General features: G+C 43.3%; 13 protein-coding genes. 3 read left to right on the forward strand and 10 right to left on the reverse strand.

Annotation, left to right across the window (positions count from 1 at the left end):
- The first annotated feature begins 82 nt into the window (after window positions 1-82).
- The 3 genes from cysK to AC2A4J_RS16930 all read left to right on the forward strand — a co-directional run bounded on the left by cysK (window position 83) and on the right by AC2A4J_RS16930 (window position 2,795).
- The gene (cysK, locus tag AC2A4J_RS16920) at window positions 83-1,048 is read left to right on the forward strand and encodes a cysteine synthase A (protein ID WP_484176850.1); all 966 of its coding nucleotides are present in this window, start codon (window positions 83-85) and stop codon (window positions 1,046-1,048) included.
- 190 nt (window positions 1,049-1,238) lie between these two features.
- Window positions 1,239-1,679, forward strand: a complete 441-nt coding sequence (locus tag AC2A4J_RS16925) for a hypothetical protein (RefSeq protein ID WP_484176851.1) — start codon at window positions 1,239-1,241, stop codon at window positions 1,677-1,679.
- 108 nt (window positions 1,680-1,787) lie between these two features.
- Window positions 1,788-2,795: a CobW family GTP-binding protein gene (locus tag AC2A4J_RS16930; protein WP_484176852.1), complete on the forward strand. Its 1,008-nt coding sequence runs from the start codon at window positions 1,788-1,790 to the stop codon at window positions 2,793-2,795.
- A gap of 152 nt (window positions 2,796-2,947) precedes the next feature.
- On the opposite strand, the gene AC2A4J_RS16935 is transcribed toward AC2A4J_RS16930, so the two are convergent.
- The 10 genes from AC2A4J_RS16935 to dnaX form a co-directional block, all read right to left on the reverse strand.
- Complete coding sequence (locus AC2A4J_RS16935) at window positions 2,948-3,196, reverse strand: hypothetical protein (RefSeq protein WP_255828987.1); 249 nt, start codon at window positions 3,194-3,196, stop codon at window positions 2,948-2,950.
- A gap of 119 nt (window positions 3,197-3,315) precedes the next feature.
- On the reverse strand, window positions 3,316-6,069 hold the full coding sequence (locus AC2A4J_RS16940) for an AAA domain-containing protein (RefSeq protein WP_484176853.1): 2,754 nt from the start codon (window positions 6,067-6,069) through the stop codon (window positions 3,316-3,318).
- Between the two features lie 316 nt (window positions 6,070-6,385).
- Window positions 6,386-7,186 carry a class II glutamine amidotransferase gene (locus tag AC2A4J_RS16945; protein WP_484176854.1) on the reverse strand — a complete coding sequence of 267 codons (801 nt, stop codon included), beginning with the start codon at window positions 7,184-7,186 and terminating at the stop codon, window positions 6,386-6,388.
- Window positions 7,179-9,050 (reverse strand): VWA domain-containing protein, encoded by a 1,872-nt coding sequence (locus AC2A4J_RS16950; protein WP_484176855.1) that lies wholly within the window; start codon window positions 9,048-9,050, stop codon window positions 7,179-7,181. Before AC2A4J_RS16950 ends, AC2A4J_RS16945 begins: the two co-directional genes overlap by 8 nt.
- Before the next feature lie 57 nt (window positions 9,051-9,107).
- Window positions 9,108-9,587 (reverse strand): YcgN family cysteine cluster protein, encoded by a 480-nt coding sequence (locus AC2A4J_RS16955; RefSeq protein ID WP_255829033.1) that lies wholly within the window; start codon window positions 9,585-9,587, stop codon window positions 9,108-9,110.
- A gap of 17 nt (window positions 9,588-9,604) precedes the next feature.
- On the reverse strand, window positions 9,605-9,898 hold the full coding sequence (locus AC2A4J_RS16960; RefSeq protein WP_484176856.1) for a YcgL domain-containing protein: 294 nt from the start codon (window positions 9,896-9,898) through the stop codon (window positions 9,605-9,607).
- Between the two features lie 28 nt (window positions 9,899-9,926).
- Window positions 9,927-11,069 (reverse strand): ribonuclease D, encoded by a 1,143-nt coding sequence (gene rnd / locus AC2A4J_RS16965; protein WP_484176857.1) that lies wholly within the window; start codon window positions 11,067-11,069, stop codon window positions 9,927-9,929.
- Window position 11,070: 1 nt separating this feature from the next.
- Window positions 11,071-11,664 carry a recombination mediator RecR gene (gene recR, locus AC2A4J_RS16970; protein WP_484176858.1) on the reverse strand — a complete coding sequence of 198 codons (594 nt, stop codon included), beginning with the start codon at window positions 11,662-11,664 and terminating at the stop codon, window positions 11,071-11,073.
- 9 nt (window positions 11,665-11,673) lie between these two features.
- Complete coding sequence (locus AC2A4J_RS16975) at window positions 11,674-12,000, reverse strand: YbaB/EbfC family nucleoid-associated protein (RefSeq protein WP_255829029.1); 327 nt, start codon at window positions 11,998-12,000, stop codon at window positions 11,674-11,676.
- 17 nt (window positions 12,001-12,017) lie between these two features.
- Window positions 12,018-14,327 (reverse strand): DNA polymerase III subunit gamma/tau, encoded by a 2,310-nt coding sequence (dnaX, locus tag AC2A4J_RS16980; protein WP_484176859.1) that lies wholly within the window; start codon window positions 14,325-14,327, stop codon window positions 12,018-12,020.
- Between the last annotated feature and the right edge of the window lie 117 nt (window positions 14,328-14,444).

A 14,444-nucleotide genomic window follows, 5' to 3' on the forward strand; every position in this document is an offset into this window, starting at 1 on the left:
CATTCACGGTGCATCTAATACGATGTTGCTATTACTCTCTAAAGACCAATTAACTACAGATCAACCACAAAAAGGAAATGGTATGTCTCATCAAATCTTTGAAGATAACTCTCTTACCATTGGCAATACGCCTCTTGTACGTTTAAACCGCATCGGTAATGGAAATATTTGGGCCAAGCTCGAATCTCGCAACCCTGCTTTCTCAGTAAAATGCCGCATCGGCGCCAACATGGTGTGGGATGCAGAAAAGAGAGGCATTCTGAGCAAAGGCAAATCCATTGTCGAAGCGTCTAGCGGTAACACAGGTATTGCTTTGTGTTTCGTTGCTGCGTCTCGTGGTTACCCGATTACCATCACCATGCCATCCAGCATGAGTGTGGAACGTCGCCAAGTGATGAAAGCCTTAGGTGCGACTATCGTGCTAACAGAACCCGCGAAAGGTATGAAAGGCGCTATTGCCAAAGCCGAAGAAATTGCCCAAGACGACAAGTTCGTATTGCTGCAACAATTCGAGAACCCAGCCAACCCAGAAATTCATGAAAAAACCACTGGTCCAGAAATTTGGCAAGATACCAATGGTGAAATCGATGTATTCGTTGCTGGCGTGGGTACTGGCGGCACAATCACAGGCGTGAGTCGCTACATTAAAAATACTCAAGGTAAAGCCATTGTGAGTGTGGCGGTAGAGCCAACTAGTTCACCAGTTATTACGCAAACCATGAAGGGTGAAGATCCAACGCCATCACCACATAAAATTCAAGGCATAGGTGCGGGTTTCATTCCGAAGAACCTAGACCTTTCGATTGTGGATCGCGTTGAGCAAGTGTCTAACGAAGACGCCATTGCCATGGCAAAACGCCTAATGCGTGAAGAAGGCATCTTGTGTGGCATTTCTTGTGGCGCAGCAGTCGTTGCGGCAGAACGATTAGGTCAATTGGACGAATTTAAAGACAAGAAAATCGTTGTGGTATTACCTGATTCTGGTGAGCGTTACTTGTCTACCGCTTTGTTTGAAGGTGAGTTTACTGACAACGAATTGGTTCAATAATTCATATCATTGATAAAACCTCGCTTCTCCCCTTATTAAGGGGAGAAGCGTACAGTTTCCCTTCCCTAGAGCACCATCCACATATCTCAAACCATCAAGTATGGAATCACCGCTTTGTTACAATGTAACATTATGATATAAATGCTTATCATCGATCTGGATAAAAACTTCTTAGAAAATAGAGAGAAGCATGAAAGACATTAAAAAGATGTTTCGCAACCTTGAACAAACTTTACGACAGTCCAGCTGGTTTAACGACGGTTGGGAAATTTATAATCGCGGTCCCTATATCCAGCTCTACAAAGAGACATGGTACAACCATAATCAAGGAGGCGTTCATTTTGAAACCTACATTGAAGGCCCGCAAATACAAAAGAAGGCATTTCCAGTGTGTTTGCACGCAGAAGAAGACTGCCCAAACCAACAAGCATTTATTCAAGCTTTCCTCGCACTAGAAGAAGAACGCATAAGTAATTGGAAAGACTACAAAGTGATCGGCGAAGGCCATGATATTTGTTACCGCAGCTTACCTTTGAACTTTAAAAATCTAGAGCAACGGCTTCTTGAAGAATTCAATAGGCTGCGTCAGCTTGAAACCAGCATTGAGAATGCATTGCGCCAAGTGGCCTAATGCTATCGTCACACATAATTATGAGATAATGGCCAGCTCGAACGGCAACGTTACTTTGGCCACACGTTATCCCCGTCATAGCCGCCAGACAAACCAAAAAGGGACACCATGAAGGATCATATCAAAACCATTCCAACTAACATCATTACTGGTTTTCTAGGTGTTGGTAAAACCACCGCCATCAATAGCCTTCTTGCCAACAAACCCGAAAGCGAATCATGGGCCATCTTAGTGAACGAGTTTGGTCAAGTAGGCATTGATCAAGAAATGATGCCAGAGCAACAAGGGCTGTTCGTTAAAGAGCTACCTGGAGGTTGCATCTGTTGTGCTCTAGGCTCCGCTTTAACTCCCACTTTAAAAGCACTGATTGAGCAAACTCATCCTGATCGATTAATCATTGAGCCAACGGGGATCGGTCACCCAGAAGGCATTATAGATATCTTGATGAGCGTAAGTTTTAAGGACAAACTCGATCTACGCGCTACCATTTGTTTGCTCGACCCACGTTCATTGGAACAGCAAGAAGTACTCGACAGCGAAACGTTTCACGACCAGCTTAACCTTGCAGACGTGATACTAATCAACAAATGCGACCTAGCTGAAGAATCCCAGATCGAAGTGGTCGAGAACAGCCTCAACCAAATGTTTCCACCGAAGCAGCATATTGCCCGCACTACTCGCGGCGTAATCGACTCATCTTTATTAGACATTGTCCGTAATGGCCAACTCAAAGCCCAGTTTCCAGAAGCTCATGCTCATCATGCTCATCACCATCATTCCCACGAGCATCAGGATAACGCGCTCCCAGAGCCACACAAGCCGATCCGGAAAACAGGCCATGGCAGCGGACTCTTCAGCTGTGGCTGGGTATTTCACCATGAGGACTGTTTTGATTACTGGGCGCTAGAGAAAATATTAAATGGATTGGAAGGCATCAGCCGAATCAAAGGCGTCATTCGAATCGGCCACGCTTGGGTGTTTTTCAACCGCGTCAAAGATGAACACGATTTCGATAAAGTTGCTTACCGCCGCGATTCTCGTATCGAAATCATCTGCCCACGAGAACTGGATTGGGAGCAAATCGAAAAAGACATGCTGGCCTGTCAAAATAGCTAAATTCACAGACAACGAATTGGTGCAGTCAAATAACCCAGCTAGAAAACTAAAATCCCCGCTTGGATCAAAATCCAAGCGGGGATTTTTTACCCCTTCCCTAATGTCTTCAAGGTGAGGTTCAGGAGGTCATTTCTTAAAAAAGAAAAGTCTAATTAATGCGGTTTTTTAGTACCGTAACGAACCATGTCTTTGCCATTCTCAAAGACTTCGGTCGTCACATAACGCCCTAACACCAACTGTTGATTATCATCAAGCACTGCCACAAACGGACGACCATTGGCATTGTTTGTCGCCAACGCCACACCAGATACGTTATCAAGGCCCAAACCACCAACCTCAACCAAACGTAAAAACGTCTCAAGCTCGTCTAAGGTTTCGATCACATCGTTATCATTAATCATTCTTACTACTCTGTTACACCAATAATGGCGCTAGGATAACAGTTCTGAGAGCGAGAGAAAAATGGTCAAAACGGATATAAGAGTAAAACACTCTGCAAGCAAAGAGACTAGTCATGCTACTAAATTACATTCTCGTTCGATAATTTATGAAAGTCCGATTCTTTAGACTGTGTCAGCCCTAATGCCGAGCCAATAAATTGCTCTATCTTTTCTTCAATTCGACTTTCATCAGTTTTCAATCGAAATAATGTCAGCTCCGCCTTTTGCAAAATGCTGTTTTTTAAAGCATCTCTTCTCTGCTGTTCTGACGTATCATGACTCCCACCATCGACTTCTATGACGGCAAAAGGTTTCTTACCAACTTTGTGGTAAATAACAAAGTCGCATCGGCTTTTAATCATAAAACGACGTTCGTATTCCGTCAGGCCTTCATAATTTCTTGCTACTAATTTATGTAGCTCCACCTCCATATGAAACATCACACTATCATAGGGTGCTGAGGATAAAATTTTGCGCAACAATTCAGCGACGATCTGTTCAGACAGAAATTCTGAGTCGTTTGGCCTCAATCGAGACCTAAGTTTATCTAAGGAAATATCATACTCACGATACAGCAAATCAAATGCTGAAATAACAGGAGATCTATAAATATTGGAAGTGCCATTATCGTAATACTCAATATAGCGAATCAATGCAGCAATAGGGCCATTTAATGCACTAAAAACACGATCTCCTGTTACCAAAGTAAACTGGTGTTTTGCTCTAGAAACCGCAACATTGATTAAATTAGAATTATCCACGAAACTCAAACTTCTTACATTGCTGGGTTTCTCATCTAATACAGTCGAAAATATAATTTTGTCGCACTCCCTGCCCTGAAATCTATGCGTTGTATCCTTTATAAAATTTGCAGGCAGATGCAATTGAGATAGATCAACTTGTGCATTATAAGGGGCGATAAAACCTATATTAGAAGTCTCATCCCAGTGGCTGCTTTTTCCCTGCTTCTGTATTTCAAGTAGAGAATCCAGTTCTCGAAGATTTTTATAACCCCGAGTATGATTTCCTTTGGACGTAACAACCAGCTGTAGAGCAACTTCACCATTATCTTGCGTCATAGGTATGAGCTGATTGTTATAGAACTGCTGGTTACAAAATTGAATGATTTTGGGGTGACATCTGTAATGTTCTTTTAATAATGTAACAGGAGCTGTACCACCAAACACTTTAAGACAAGAATCTAGCAAACTATACTTACCACAATCGTACCTTTCATCTGGTGCAGGTATTTCAGTTTCATTAAATATTGGTGGTAGCTGCTTTCTATCTCCAACAACAACCAGATTTTTAGCACAGCCAAGCGCTAAAATCCCTGGGATAATATCCTGCTGAGACGCTTCGTCGATAATTACATAGTCAAGAACTGTTCCCGCTTTAATCGAATTCACAATAGAATGCGTCCCACTACCTATAATAGGGTATCGACGTAAAAAATCGTCGATTTTAACGCGATAATTATCTGAGCTAAAAGTTTCCTTGGACCACTTTCTTTGCGAGATCTGTTGCTTAAAATAAGACATTGATGATGTCGTAACATCTTGTAAAAGCGACTCGAAATTGCCCTTTATTAGTATCTTCTCACAAGCAGCTAACTCTTCTTCTTTTTCTTTTAGCTCATCACTATAGAATTTCAGTTGTAAAGCAGAAGTCATAGCATTTAACTTATCAACACTGCTAAATGGACCCGTACGAAAAATCCGAAAGTTCAGTAATAATTCGAAACGATTTCTCAGGGTGATTGGACTATCTTTGAGAAGAGTCAGATAGGATATTAAATCTAGAGTTTTTGATTTAGATAATCGGTATTTCTTTAACAGTCTGCTAAACGGTTTTGCACTATCACTTTGATACTCTGAATTACATTTAAGTAGGTACTTATACTCTATTCTCAGCTCGTCAATTTGTGATTTCAATCCAGCAGCTTCATTCTGGGCATATAGCAGTTGCGTTAATTCTTCAACCTTCTCCTCTACGAGCGATAGCTCTAGATCATCACTTTGCTCAAAAGTTGGTAACGCTGGGAGATCAGAAAAAAAATCGTTCCTTTTATCTACACTTCCTAACTTTGCGACCAAGAAATCAAGTCCGTTTTTGGCTAATTTTTCATAGATATTTTCTACGGCTGCATTGTTATTAGACAGTATTGCAACCGTTTTTCCCTGCAACAGAATGTTTGCCAAGATGTTTAATATTGTTTGAGTCTTCCCTGTGCCAGGAGGGCCCTCAATAATACTAACTTGAGAAGAGAATACTGATACTAGAGCCTTAAGCTGACTTTCATTTATACCAAATGGAAAAATGAGGTTTTGGTGGCTCTGAATAGGCTGACTATGCCCTTTGCAGTATCCATATAATGCAGTTTTAGTTGAAAGTGGGAGTTTTTCCAGTTGCCGCAAAATATTATCAGCAATACCTGAATTTGATCCACCATTTGACTTAGCAATACGTTCTCGTGAAACGGCTTTAAAATATTGAAAAACATCACTCTCACTTACATCAGACTGCTCAACTAAATGAACATCGTCATACTTCATTAAATAACGCTTAGATTTACCAGAGTACTGTAGAACAACATACTTATTTCCATAAACAACCGCTTGATCTACCTGCTCAACTCTATGGCTATCCTTTCGTGTAAGCAGCTTATTTTGCATTTCTTCTGTAGGAGCTATCTTGCACTTACTTAGAGGGAGTTTAAACACCTTTCCAGATGGGAAACTACATGTAAGCCACAGGTTCTCACCTGATTGGCTTATCTTCCAATCACTAATCTGTTTGGTCTTATCCTGACCGTCCATGATGATCGAGACCATAATTTGCTAATTTCCTATTAATTTTTGAATAATCGGACAGGGATTAAAAGTGCTTTTTTGAAAAGCTGAATAATGGCCAATAATTACTAATTATCCAAGAGCAAAGACTTCATTTTTAATGCTGGAAGCCATTTCGCTCGACATAGAATACTAATATAGAGTGTCCCATCTACATAACAACAAAAGCCAAAGCAAACCCCATTAGTGAAATCAAACGATAGTGTCTAGCGAGAGAGAGGTTACTTTGGCTTTCGAGATAAGCTGATCAATTGGAGATAAAAGAAATCTTTGTCGGTATACATCTCAATCTACAAAACTAAGCCTTTTCTGACAAGTCTTCCGCTTTGATCTGACAAACCACTTCGCCACCTTCAAACACGCACAATTCGCCCTCTTCCATTTGTTGCCATGTTTCATCATGTGTTAATGGTTGCGTGGCGATCATGGTGACGACGTCTTTGTCTGTGGTGACTTCTTTAAAGTCTATAATCACATCTTCGTCCGACAAGGTGGCTTTTTTAAAGGGTGCTCGACGGGTGATCCAATGCAGCTTGGTGGTACAGAAGCAGTATAAGCGCACGCCATCAGAAAGCATCATGTTAAACACGCCCATGGCTTTTAGCTGTAAAGCTAATTCTGAAAGTACTGCCGACACGTCATTTAAAGCGGGTTCTTGGTCGCCAAAACGGGTCTGTAGCTGTTCAACGATCCAGCAAAAGGCTCGCTCTGAGTCCGTGCTGCCTAATGGATGATAATGCTCTATTGGCAACGAGCCTGATGACTCTAATTGACCATTATGAGCGTAAGTCCAAGTCTTACCCCACAACAGGCGGTTAAAGGGGTGAGTGTTTAATAAACTTACCGCGCCGACGTTCGCTTGGCGAATATGACTGATGACAATATCGCATTTTAACGAGGTGTTGCTGATGACTTCCGCCATGTCTGAATCGGCGCTAGGCCTTGGATCATGAATCGCCCAAACATAGCCATCACGATACATGGCCATTCCCCAGCCATCTTTATGCGGACCAGTACGCCCGCCGCGAGCACGTAAACCGGAAAAACTAAAACATATATCCGTTGGCACATTTGCACTCATGCCCAATAACTCACACATCGTCTAGGTCATCTCTCTTAATCGAATTATTTTTCTTTATGCGACGATACATAAAAATACCGCCTGCGATCACGACAATGCCGCCAAGGTTTAGCCCAGCATACAAAAGCCATTCTGTTTTAGACAGGCTGTTCGCCTCATCTATAATCTTCTCTGTTGTCGACTCCTCTGCTGGCATACTCGCTTCTTCAGGCGAAGTATCCGAGCTTTCTTCAGAATCACTCACCACCGAGATAGAAGGTGAAACCAGCATTGGTGTTACGCCTTTGTTGGAGGCAGCAGCAGAGATAATAGCCGCTCCTAACGGAGCCATTTCACCTAGTCCGACCGAAGGATCTTCATTACCTTGTCGATTAAAGTGCCAAACTGGCGTCCAATATTCAAAACGCAGTCCGGTTTGAGTGAAACCAATTAGCTGCGCACGGACTTTAACGTTATCATTTGCAGAGACAGGAATGATTTTTTCCCAATAGCCTTGACCAATAAGCGGCATCTCCTCAATTTCTGTGGTGCCGTTGTTATAGGTGAATTCAAGTTTCACATTAGAACGCTGCATATTCAGTTTTAAATTTACCGGTTTGGCGGAAAAAGACACCAAGTTACCGCTCGGATTACTCCCCTCGAAACTGATCGCAGGATGCACGGTGAAAAATTGACTGAGCTGACGAGAGAAAGTTTTTCCATCAACCAAGCTTACTAATTCATAATTTCCCGGCTCAGTAATACCCTCCAAGCGCTGCTTAAACTGTCCGTTCGTTCTGTCCATTTTATGAGAAAAAATCGTTTCTTTTTGCTCGCCACTTAAACGTACTAATGTTTGTTTAACGTTCAGCAAGTTCAATATTTTGTCGTCTTTTATAACCTTGTCATTTTGGAATAAAGCGACAGTGGAATAAATCGGTTCATTCTGAAATATGACTGGCGCGACCGGCGTTGCTTGAGCACTTAAATCGGTAATAACCCTAATACTGCTTCGCTCTAGATCGACATTATTAACTTGCCAATCCCCCGAAGCAGGAGCACGAACCGTAATAAGGGTGTAATGATCCGATGTAGAGACAGAAACATTTTTATTACTCACCAAAGACAAAAGCGTGCCATCCGGTTTGACGATATGAGGCTGTATACCATTCTCGTGGAACACGACTAATGTCAGTTCTTTAATTGCGTCGTCCACTGTAAAGCGATTGCCATTGAATGGTAATTCATCCGAAGGCGAAGCTTGGGTAAAAATGCGGTCAAAGGTGTCTAATAAATCTTCAGGAATAGCGACTTCGGTGTGCGTCGCATTGGTTCGAAGAGAAAGCGATTCGAGCAAAGCTTTATCTGTGTAGCCCGTCATAGAAATGGTATGAAGATGAATACCGCGCTCTTCTAGTTTGTCAGTCAGCTCATTAAGGATACGATCACGAGATGCCTTATTTACTGCATCGTCCAAGCTGATATCCACCATACCATCGGTCACTAAAATCCAATGACGATTAAAACCGGGTTTTAGGTCGCCCGAATCAGGTGTTTCTAACAACAACTTAACAATGGCTTCTAGATCGGTTTTGACGTCTTGCGTGACATAGCTGTCAACATAGCTCGCCAGTTTGGCTTTGTTGGCTTTGTTCACAACGGCTTCTGGTAAAAGGACACGAGGCTCTTCACCAAACAACCAGATTCCCAGAGTCGCTTTTTCTTCTGGAGCAAGATTTGAAATAAGACGCAATGCCTCAGCGGTTAGCTTATCAGGATCACTGATCAACATACTGCCAGAGGCATCAACAATAACACGGAATTGAGTATCCGCTTGGCTAGATGGCATCCAAAAGGATAAAACAGCCACTAACAACACAGTATTTATTTTCAACCACTTCACGTTTGCGAACTCCTTGAACTACTTTACTTTGCTGATATTAGCGACCGTTCGTCATACTCACGTTATTTCATACGGCTCCGGCATACCATGTACCCATTTGATAATATGGGTTTCCCAATCTTCTTCGTCAACCGTATTTTCGTTCACCGCGTAATGGCGAACCGTAAGACCTTGTTGGAGCATCTCTTTGTCATTCCCCACCACCAAAGGATGCCAGTTTGGCAACTCTTTGGTTTCATGCAATACGCGATAACTGCAGGTATCAGGCAACCAATGAAACTCATCAATCTGATCTGAGGTTAGCGTAATACAAGTCGATACTTTTTCCTGTCGGGTGTTGTAAACCTTACACTGGCAAGAAGCAATATTGAGTTGATGGCAAGATAAGTTGGTATAAAAAACCTCTTCTGTTTCGTCATCTTGTAATTTTTGCAGACAACATTTTCCGCAACCATCACAGATAGACTCCCATTCCGCTTGAGACATCTGCTCTAGCGGCGTGGTTTTCCAAAAAGGTTCGTAACGCTTTGCTATCATTATCTAAATCCAGGTAATTAATAAACCGCTTCTGTCGGTGTTTTATACAAATCCAACAAATAGTCATCTTTCGCTGGTGGCAATTGTAAATAGAAGCCTTTTTCACGAATGCCTTCAATTACTTTTTCAGGCGTTGCTCGAGCCAATTTACTTTCCTTAGTTAACAACATGGTCATCGCACTGATGCCTTTGCCAAATCGAGACATAAGTTCTTCAGGGATATCTTTCAGTCCCTTACTTTTTTCCACGTACAAGTACATTCCATCATGCTTGCTAGAACGAAATACTTCTACGATTAAATGCTGTTTCATATTTTACCCTTGGCGCTTTAACGCCATGTTAGGACTCTTTAAATGTCTCTAGTACTGGATTAACGATCACGTCACGTCGCCAGCCGGTTAAGGCAGGGTTCTGCCAATCAATCTCGGTGCCATCATACAAATGACGCACTAAAGGATCTAACAGCTTACGCTTCATCATAGCTTCTGGTGCAATTTTCAGCGCGTCTGCTTTTTCACGAACAAATGACTTGATGCGTTTCGTCAATTCTCCTGCCTGAGATGGCAAAGGAACTTCCAGTGGTAATTGATATTCATCAGGCGACAACTCATTTACCAAGGCAACATTCTGCAAAATCACCTCACCGTACAAACGATGCTGACGGCCTGTTAACTCTTCTGCTTCAGAAACTGCTTTATGATGTGTCGGCAAGGTTTTCGCCAATGACCATAAAGTCCGATCTTTGAGAATCTGACCTTTTGGCACATCCTCTTTACGAGCTTGTCCATCGCGCCAAATAAACAATAAACGCAGCAACGTCAAACCAGCGGGTGACAAACGCCATGCTGTTTTCACGCCGTCCCAGTTTTGCTCTGGATCAGAGTTCATCTGGTATTGCCACTTCAATGAGTCACAATCTTCCATTGCCCATTCAAGCATGTTTTTTTCTTCTAAACGGGCAATTTGCATTGGGTACACTTTCGCCAAATACACCACATCAAGAGCAGCATAACGTTTTTGCGCATCGGTTAACGGGCGTTGAACCCAATCAGAACGGGTTTCATCTTTTGCCACTTCAATTTGCAAATACTCATGAATAAGCTTCACATAACTCAGCGACCATTGGGCGCTGGCGTAGGCTTCACCAATTTGAGTATCGTAAAAAGGAGCAGGCAAAACACCTAACAAACGTTCAAAAACATCCAGATCTTCAGAACAAGCATGGAAAACCTTCATTACTGAAGGCTTAACCATCAGGTTACGAAGCGGCGCCCACTCGTCGATACTAAGAGGATCAATCAGTACGGCTTTCTCGCCTTCACTAATTTGAATGAGCCCCGTAATTGGAAAATAGGTTGTGCGGCGAATGAATTCTGTGTCGACAGCAATGACTGGCAAATCTGCCCAGTAATCACACCAACTCGCCAGGGACTCATTGTCCGCAACCCACACAATATTCAGAGCATCATCTTGATCATTCATACTAGAGCTTCTTCCGTCCCTCTAGCGCTAAAGCTAGAGTGTTTCCATCAACGTATTCCAGTTCGCCACCCATTGGAACGCCATGGGCAATACGACTGACATTGATGTTCAATGTTTTTAATTTTTCAGCAATATAGTGACAAGTTGCCTCGCCTTCTACTGTTGAGTTAGTAGCAATGATTGCTTCTTCCACTTTATTATGCTGAACCAGAGCTTCTAAACGATCCAAGCCCAATTCTTCTGGACCAATGCCGTCGATAGGAGACAAATGTCCTAGCAAAACAAAATAACGCCCAGAAAAACTACCCGCAGATTCAATTGCGACAACATCTGCGGGCGTTTCTACAATACATAAATGCTTTGAATCGCGTTCTGGGTCTGTACAAAGTTGGCACTCAGTCTCTTCAGTCAGAGTGCGACAACTTGAACAACGCCCAACTTTGTCGAGCGCCTCGCGCAATGCATTTGCCAGTCTATCTGCCCCTTGATGATCACGTTCTAATAAATACAATGCCATCTTTTGCGCCGATCTTGGCCCAACCCCCGGCAAACAACGTAATGATTCGATCAGTTCTTTAATTAAGGGACTAAACAAAGCTCGCTCCTAGAAAGGCATCTTAAAGCCAGGCGGCAAAGACATACCTGCCGTCGCTGCAGCCATTTTTTCTTTTTGAGATACTTCGATGTTGCGCACAGCATCGTTCACAGCGGCCGCGATTAAATCTTCTAACATCTCTTTGTCATCACCAAACAAAGAATCATCGATAGAAACTCGCTTCACATCATGACGACCCGTCATTAGAATTTTTACCAGACCCGCACCTGCTTGGCCTTCTATTTCCATATTGGCAACTTCTTCTTGTGCTTTCTGCACATTTTCTTGCATCTGCTGCGCTTGGCGCATCATGTTACCCATACCACCTTTAAACATAACTTTTGCTCTCCAATTTAAGCTTTAACTTTAACCGTATCGTAAACCAATTGTGCGCCCATCGTCGCCGACAAAGCTTGCACAACTGGATGTGAATTTAAATGCGTGATCGCAACCTGTAAGGCTTCTGCTCGCTTACTGGCGGCAAATTCTTCTGCGGTCACACCCGTGGTGTCTTCCACTGTATCTATAATCAAAGGCACCGTCATCCCGAAGAAGTCGCTCAACGCACCTTGTATTTGTTCATAACGCACTTGGTTAAGCATGTGCCCATACTCTAAAGGCACTTCAAGGCGAACACCTTGATCGCTTGCATCCACCAAGCTGGAATTCATTAAAATATTTTGCACCAAACCTGTCAAAGGCAAACGAGGCGCCACCAGCCACCAAAGTTTCATGGTTAGCTCATTATAATGGCTCATCTCAGGTAATGGCATGCCTAGTGCAGGTTGAGCGATTGTATCCGGTACTTTCGCTAAACGTGTATCAGGCTCTTTGCTTTCTTCGACGACGGGCGAGTCAATAGGTTCCGCACCTAAAGCATCAACCAATTCCGCAGCGGGATTAAATGGATCGACGATATCGGCAATGGCGCGTTCTTCCGCTTCTTCATCATCCTCATCTTCATCGCTTTCATCTAAGCCGTCTTCTGCGAATGTCTCTTGTGCAACAACAAAAGGTTTAGGCTCATGCCCTGTTTTTTCAACCGTTTCTGTCGGTATGTCTGGCTCTTGCGAAACAGCAACATTCACTGCTGTGCTCTCTTCTTCCATCATCGCCTCAACAGGCTCTAATGGATCGTCGTTTTCAATTTCAGCAGCATCGACATGATGCGGAGTGACATGCTCAACGTCTTCAGCATGCTCTTGAGGTGCTTCATCCTGAAGGTTTTCAGAGGTAACACCTTCAGCCACGGTATTTTCAGCAGCATCTTGCTCTACAAGAGTCGCTTCGACCGCTACCGATTCAGGAGCGTCTTCCCAAGGTGGATGTTCTGCAGGCACTGTTGGCACAGCAGGTTTTTCTTGTGCAAGTTCTGGCTCAGGCATTTGCTCAGCAGGTTCAGATACTACTGGTTCATCTTGCTCAATAACGGCTGTTTTTTTTTCCGCCGTCGTCTGCGACGAATAATCAGGCTCAGCTGTTTGATTCGGCGAATCTGACGACGCTACTGGTGCTGGAGCCACTTCTTTGTGAGCCTGTATTGCTGGCGGCGCATCATGACTAACTACCATTGGCGGTGCTGGGCGGAAGGCTATCAACCTTAGCATCAGCATTTCAAACCCAGCGCGGGCTGAATGAGCCAAGTGCAAATCACGACGACCAATCAACAAACTCTGGTACATCATTTGTATTTCTTCAGAGCTCACACTGGCGGCAATCGCTTGAATACGTGCCAAGTCCCCCATCTGGTCCATCAAGGCACCGGGCACTTGTTGCTCAATCGCTACACGGTGCAGCACGTCAAGTAAACTTCCACAAATCGCCGCAAAATCTGGTTGATAGTCAGCAAGTTGCTCTATTCTATTCAACACTTGCGCTGCGTTTTTGGAGGCCACACTTTCTAATAAATCCAACACTTGCGCCTGATTCACCAAGCCCAACATTGCTGTCACACCAGATTCTGAAATCGTCCCATTACCAAAAGCAATTGCTTGATCCGTTAAACTCAAGGCATCACGCATACTGCCATTGGCTGCTTGTCCAATTTGCCAAAGCGCTGGCTGGTCAAAATTAACTTGCTCGGTGTTAAGCACGGTTTGCAAATAGTCCACCACGCGCTGTGGCGACATATTTTTAAGATTGAACTGCAAACAACGAGACAAGATGGTCACAGGCAGTTTCTGTGGATCGGTCGTTGCTAGCAAAAATTTGACATGGGCTGGCGGCTCTTCAAGGGTTTTTAATAACGCATTGAAGGAGTGAGTCGACAGCATGTGTACTTCGTCTATCAGGTAGACTTTAAAGCGACCACGAGTTGGCGCGTATTGTACGTTTTCTAATAATTCGCGGGTATCTTCTACCTTGGTACGCGATGCTGCATCCACTTCGATCAGATCAACAAAACGACCTTCAGCGATTTCGCGGCAACTATCGCAGGTTCCACAAGGCTCTGGGGAAATGCCATTGGTTTCACAATTTAAGCATTTAGCAAAAATACGCGCGATCGTGGTTTTACCGACACCGCGTGTACCAGTAAACAAATAAGCGTGATGTAAACGCTGTTGGCGTAAGGCATTCACCAACGCTTGAAGTACATGGTCTTGCCCAGCCATTTCAAGGAAAGTCTGTGGGCGCCATTTTCGTGCGAGTACTTGGTAGCTCATGCAATCCAATCTGATGATTATTGAGGCTGTGTAGCACAGCGTTTGATTGTTTAACCATACTACAGTCAACGCATATGGTTATATAATTTGCTGAATTTTAAGCTTTTTCAGCTTAAA

It is taken from the genome of Marinomonas sp. ATLA20, from assembly GCF_057180105.1.

Bases quoted from the DNA above. Each gene is read 5' to 3' on its own strand.
- cysK (WP_484176850.1), top strand. From the start codon at position 83: ATGTCTCATCAAATCTTTGAAGATAACTCTCTTACCATTGGCAATACG.
- AC2A4J_RS16925 (WP_484176851.1), top strand. From the start codon at position 1,239: ATGAAAGACATTAAAAAGATGTTTCGCAACCTTGAACAAACTTTACGA.
- AC2A4J_RS16930 (WP_484176852.1), top strand. From the start codon at position 1,788: ATGAAGGATCATATCAAAACCATTCCAACTAACATCATTACTGGTTTT.
- AC2A4J_RS16935 (WP_255828987.1), bottom strand. From the start codon at position 3,196: ATGATTAATGATAACGATGTGATCGAAACCTTAGACGAGCTTGAGACG.
- AC2A4J_RS16940 (WP_484176853.1), bottom strand. From the start codon at position 6,069: ATGGTCTCGATCATCATGGACGGTCAGGATAAGACCAAACAGATTAGT.
- AC2A4J_RS16945 (WP_484176854.1), bottom strand. From the start codon at position 7,186: ATGTGTGAGTTATTGGGCATGAGTGCAAATGTGCCAACGGATATATGT.
- AC2A4J_RS16955 (WP_255829033.1), bottom strand. From the start codon at position 9,587: ATGATAGCAAAGCGTTACGAACCTTTTTGGAAAACCACGCCGCTAGAG.
- AC2A4J_RS16960 (WP_484176856.1), bottom strand. From the start codon at position 9,898: ATGAAACAGCATTTAATCGTAGAAGTATTTCGTTCTAGCAAGCATGAT.
- rnd (WP_484176857.1), bottom strand. From the start codon at position 11,069: ATGAATGATCAAGATGATGCTCTGAATATTGTGTGGGTTGCGGACAAT.
- AC2A4J_RS16975 (WP_255829029.1), bottom strand. From the start codon at position 12,000: ATGTTTAAAGGTGGTATGGGTAACATGATGCGCCAAGCGCAGCAGATG.
- dnaX (WP_484176859.1), bottom strand. From the start codon at position 14,327: ATGAGCTACCAAGTACTCGCACGAAAATGGCGCCCACAGACTTTCCTT.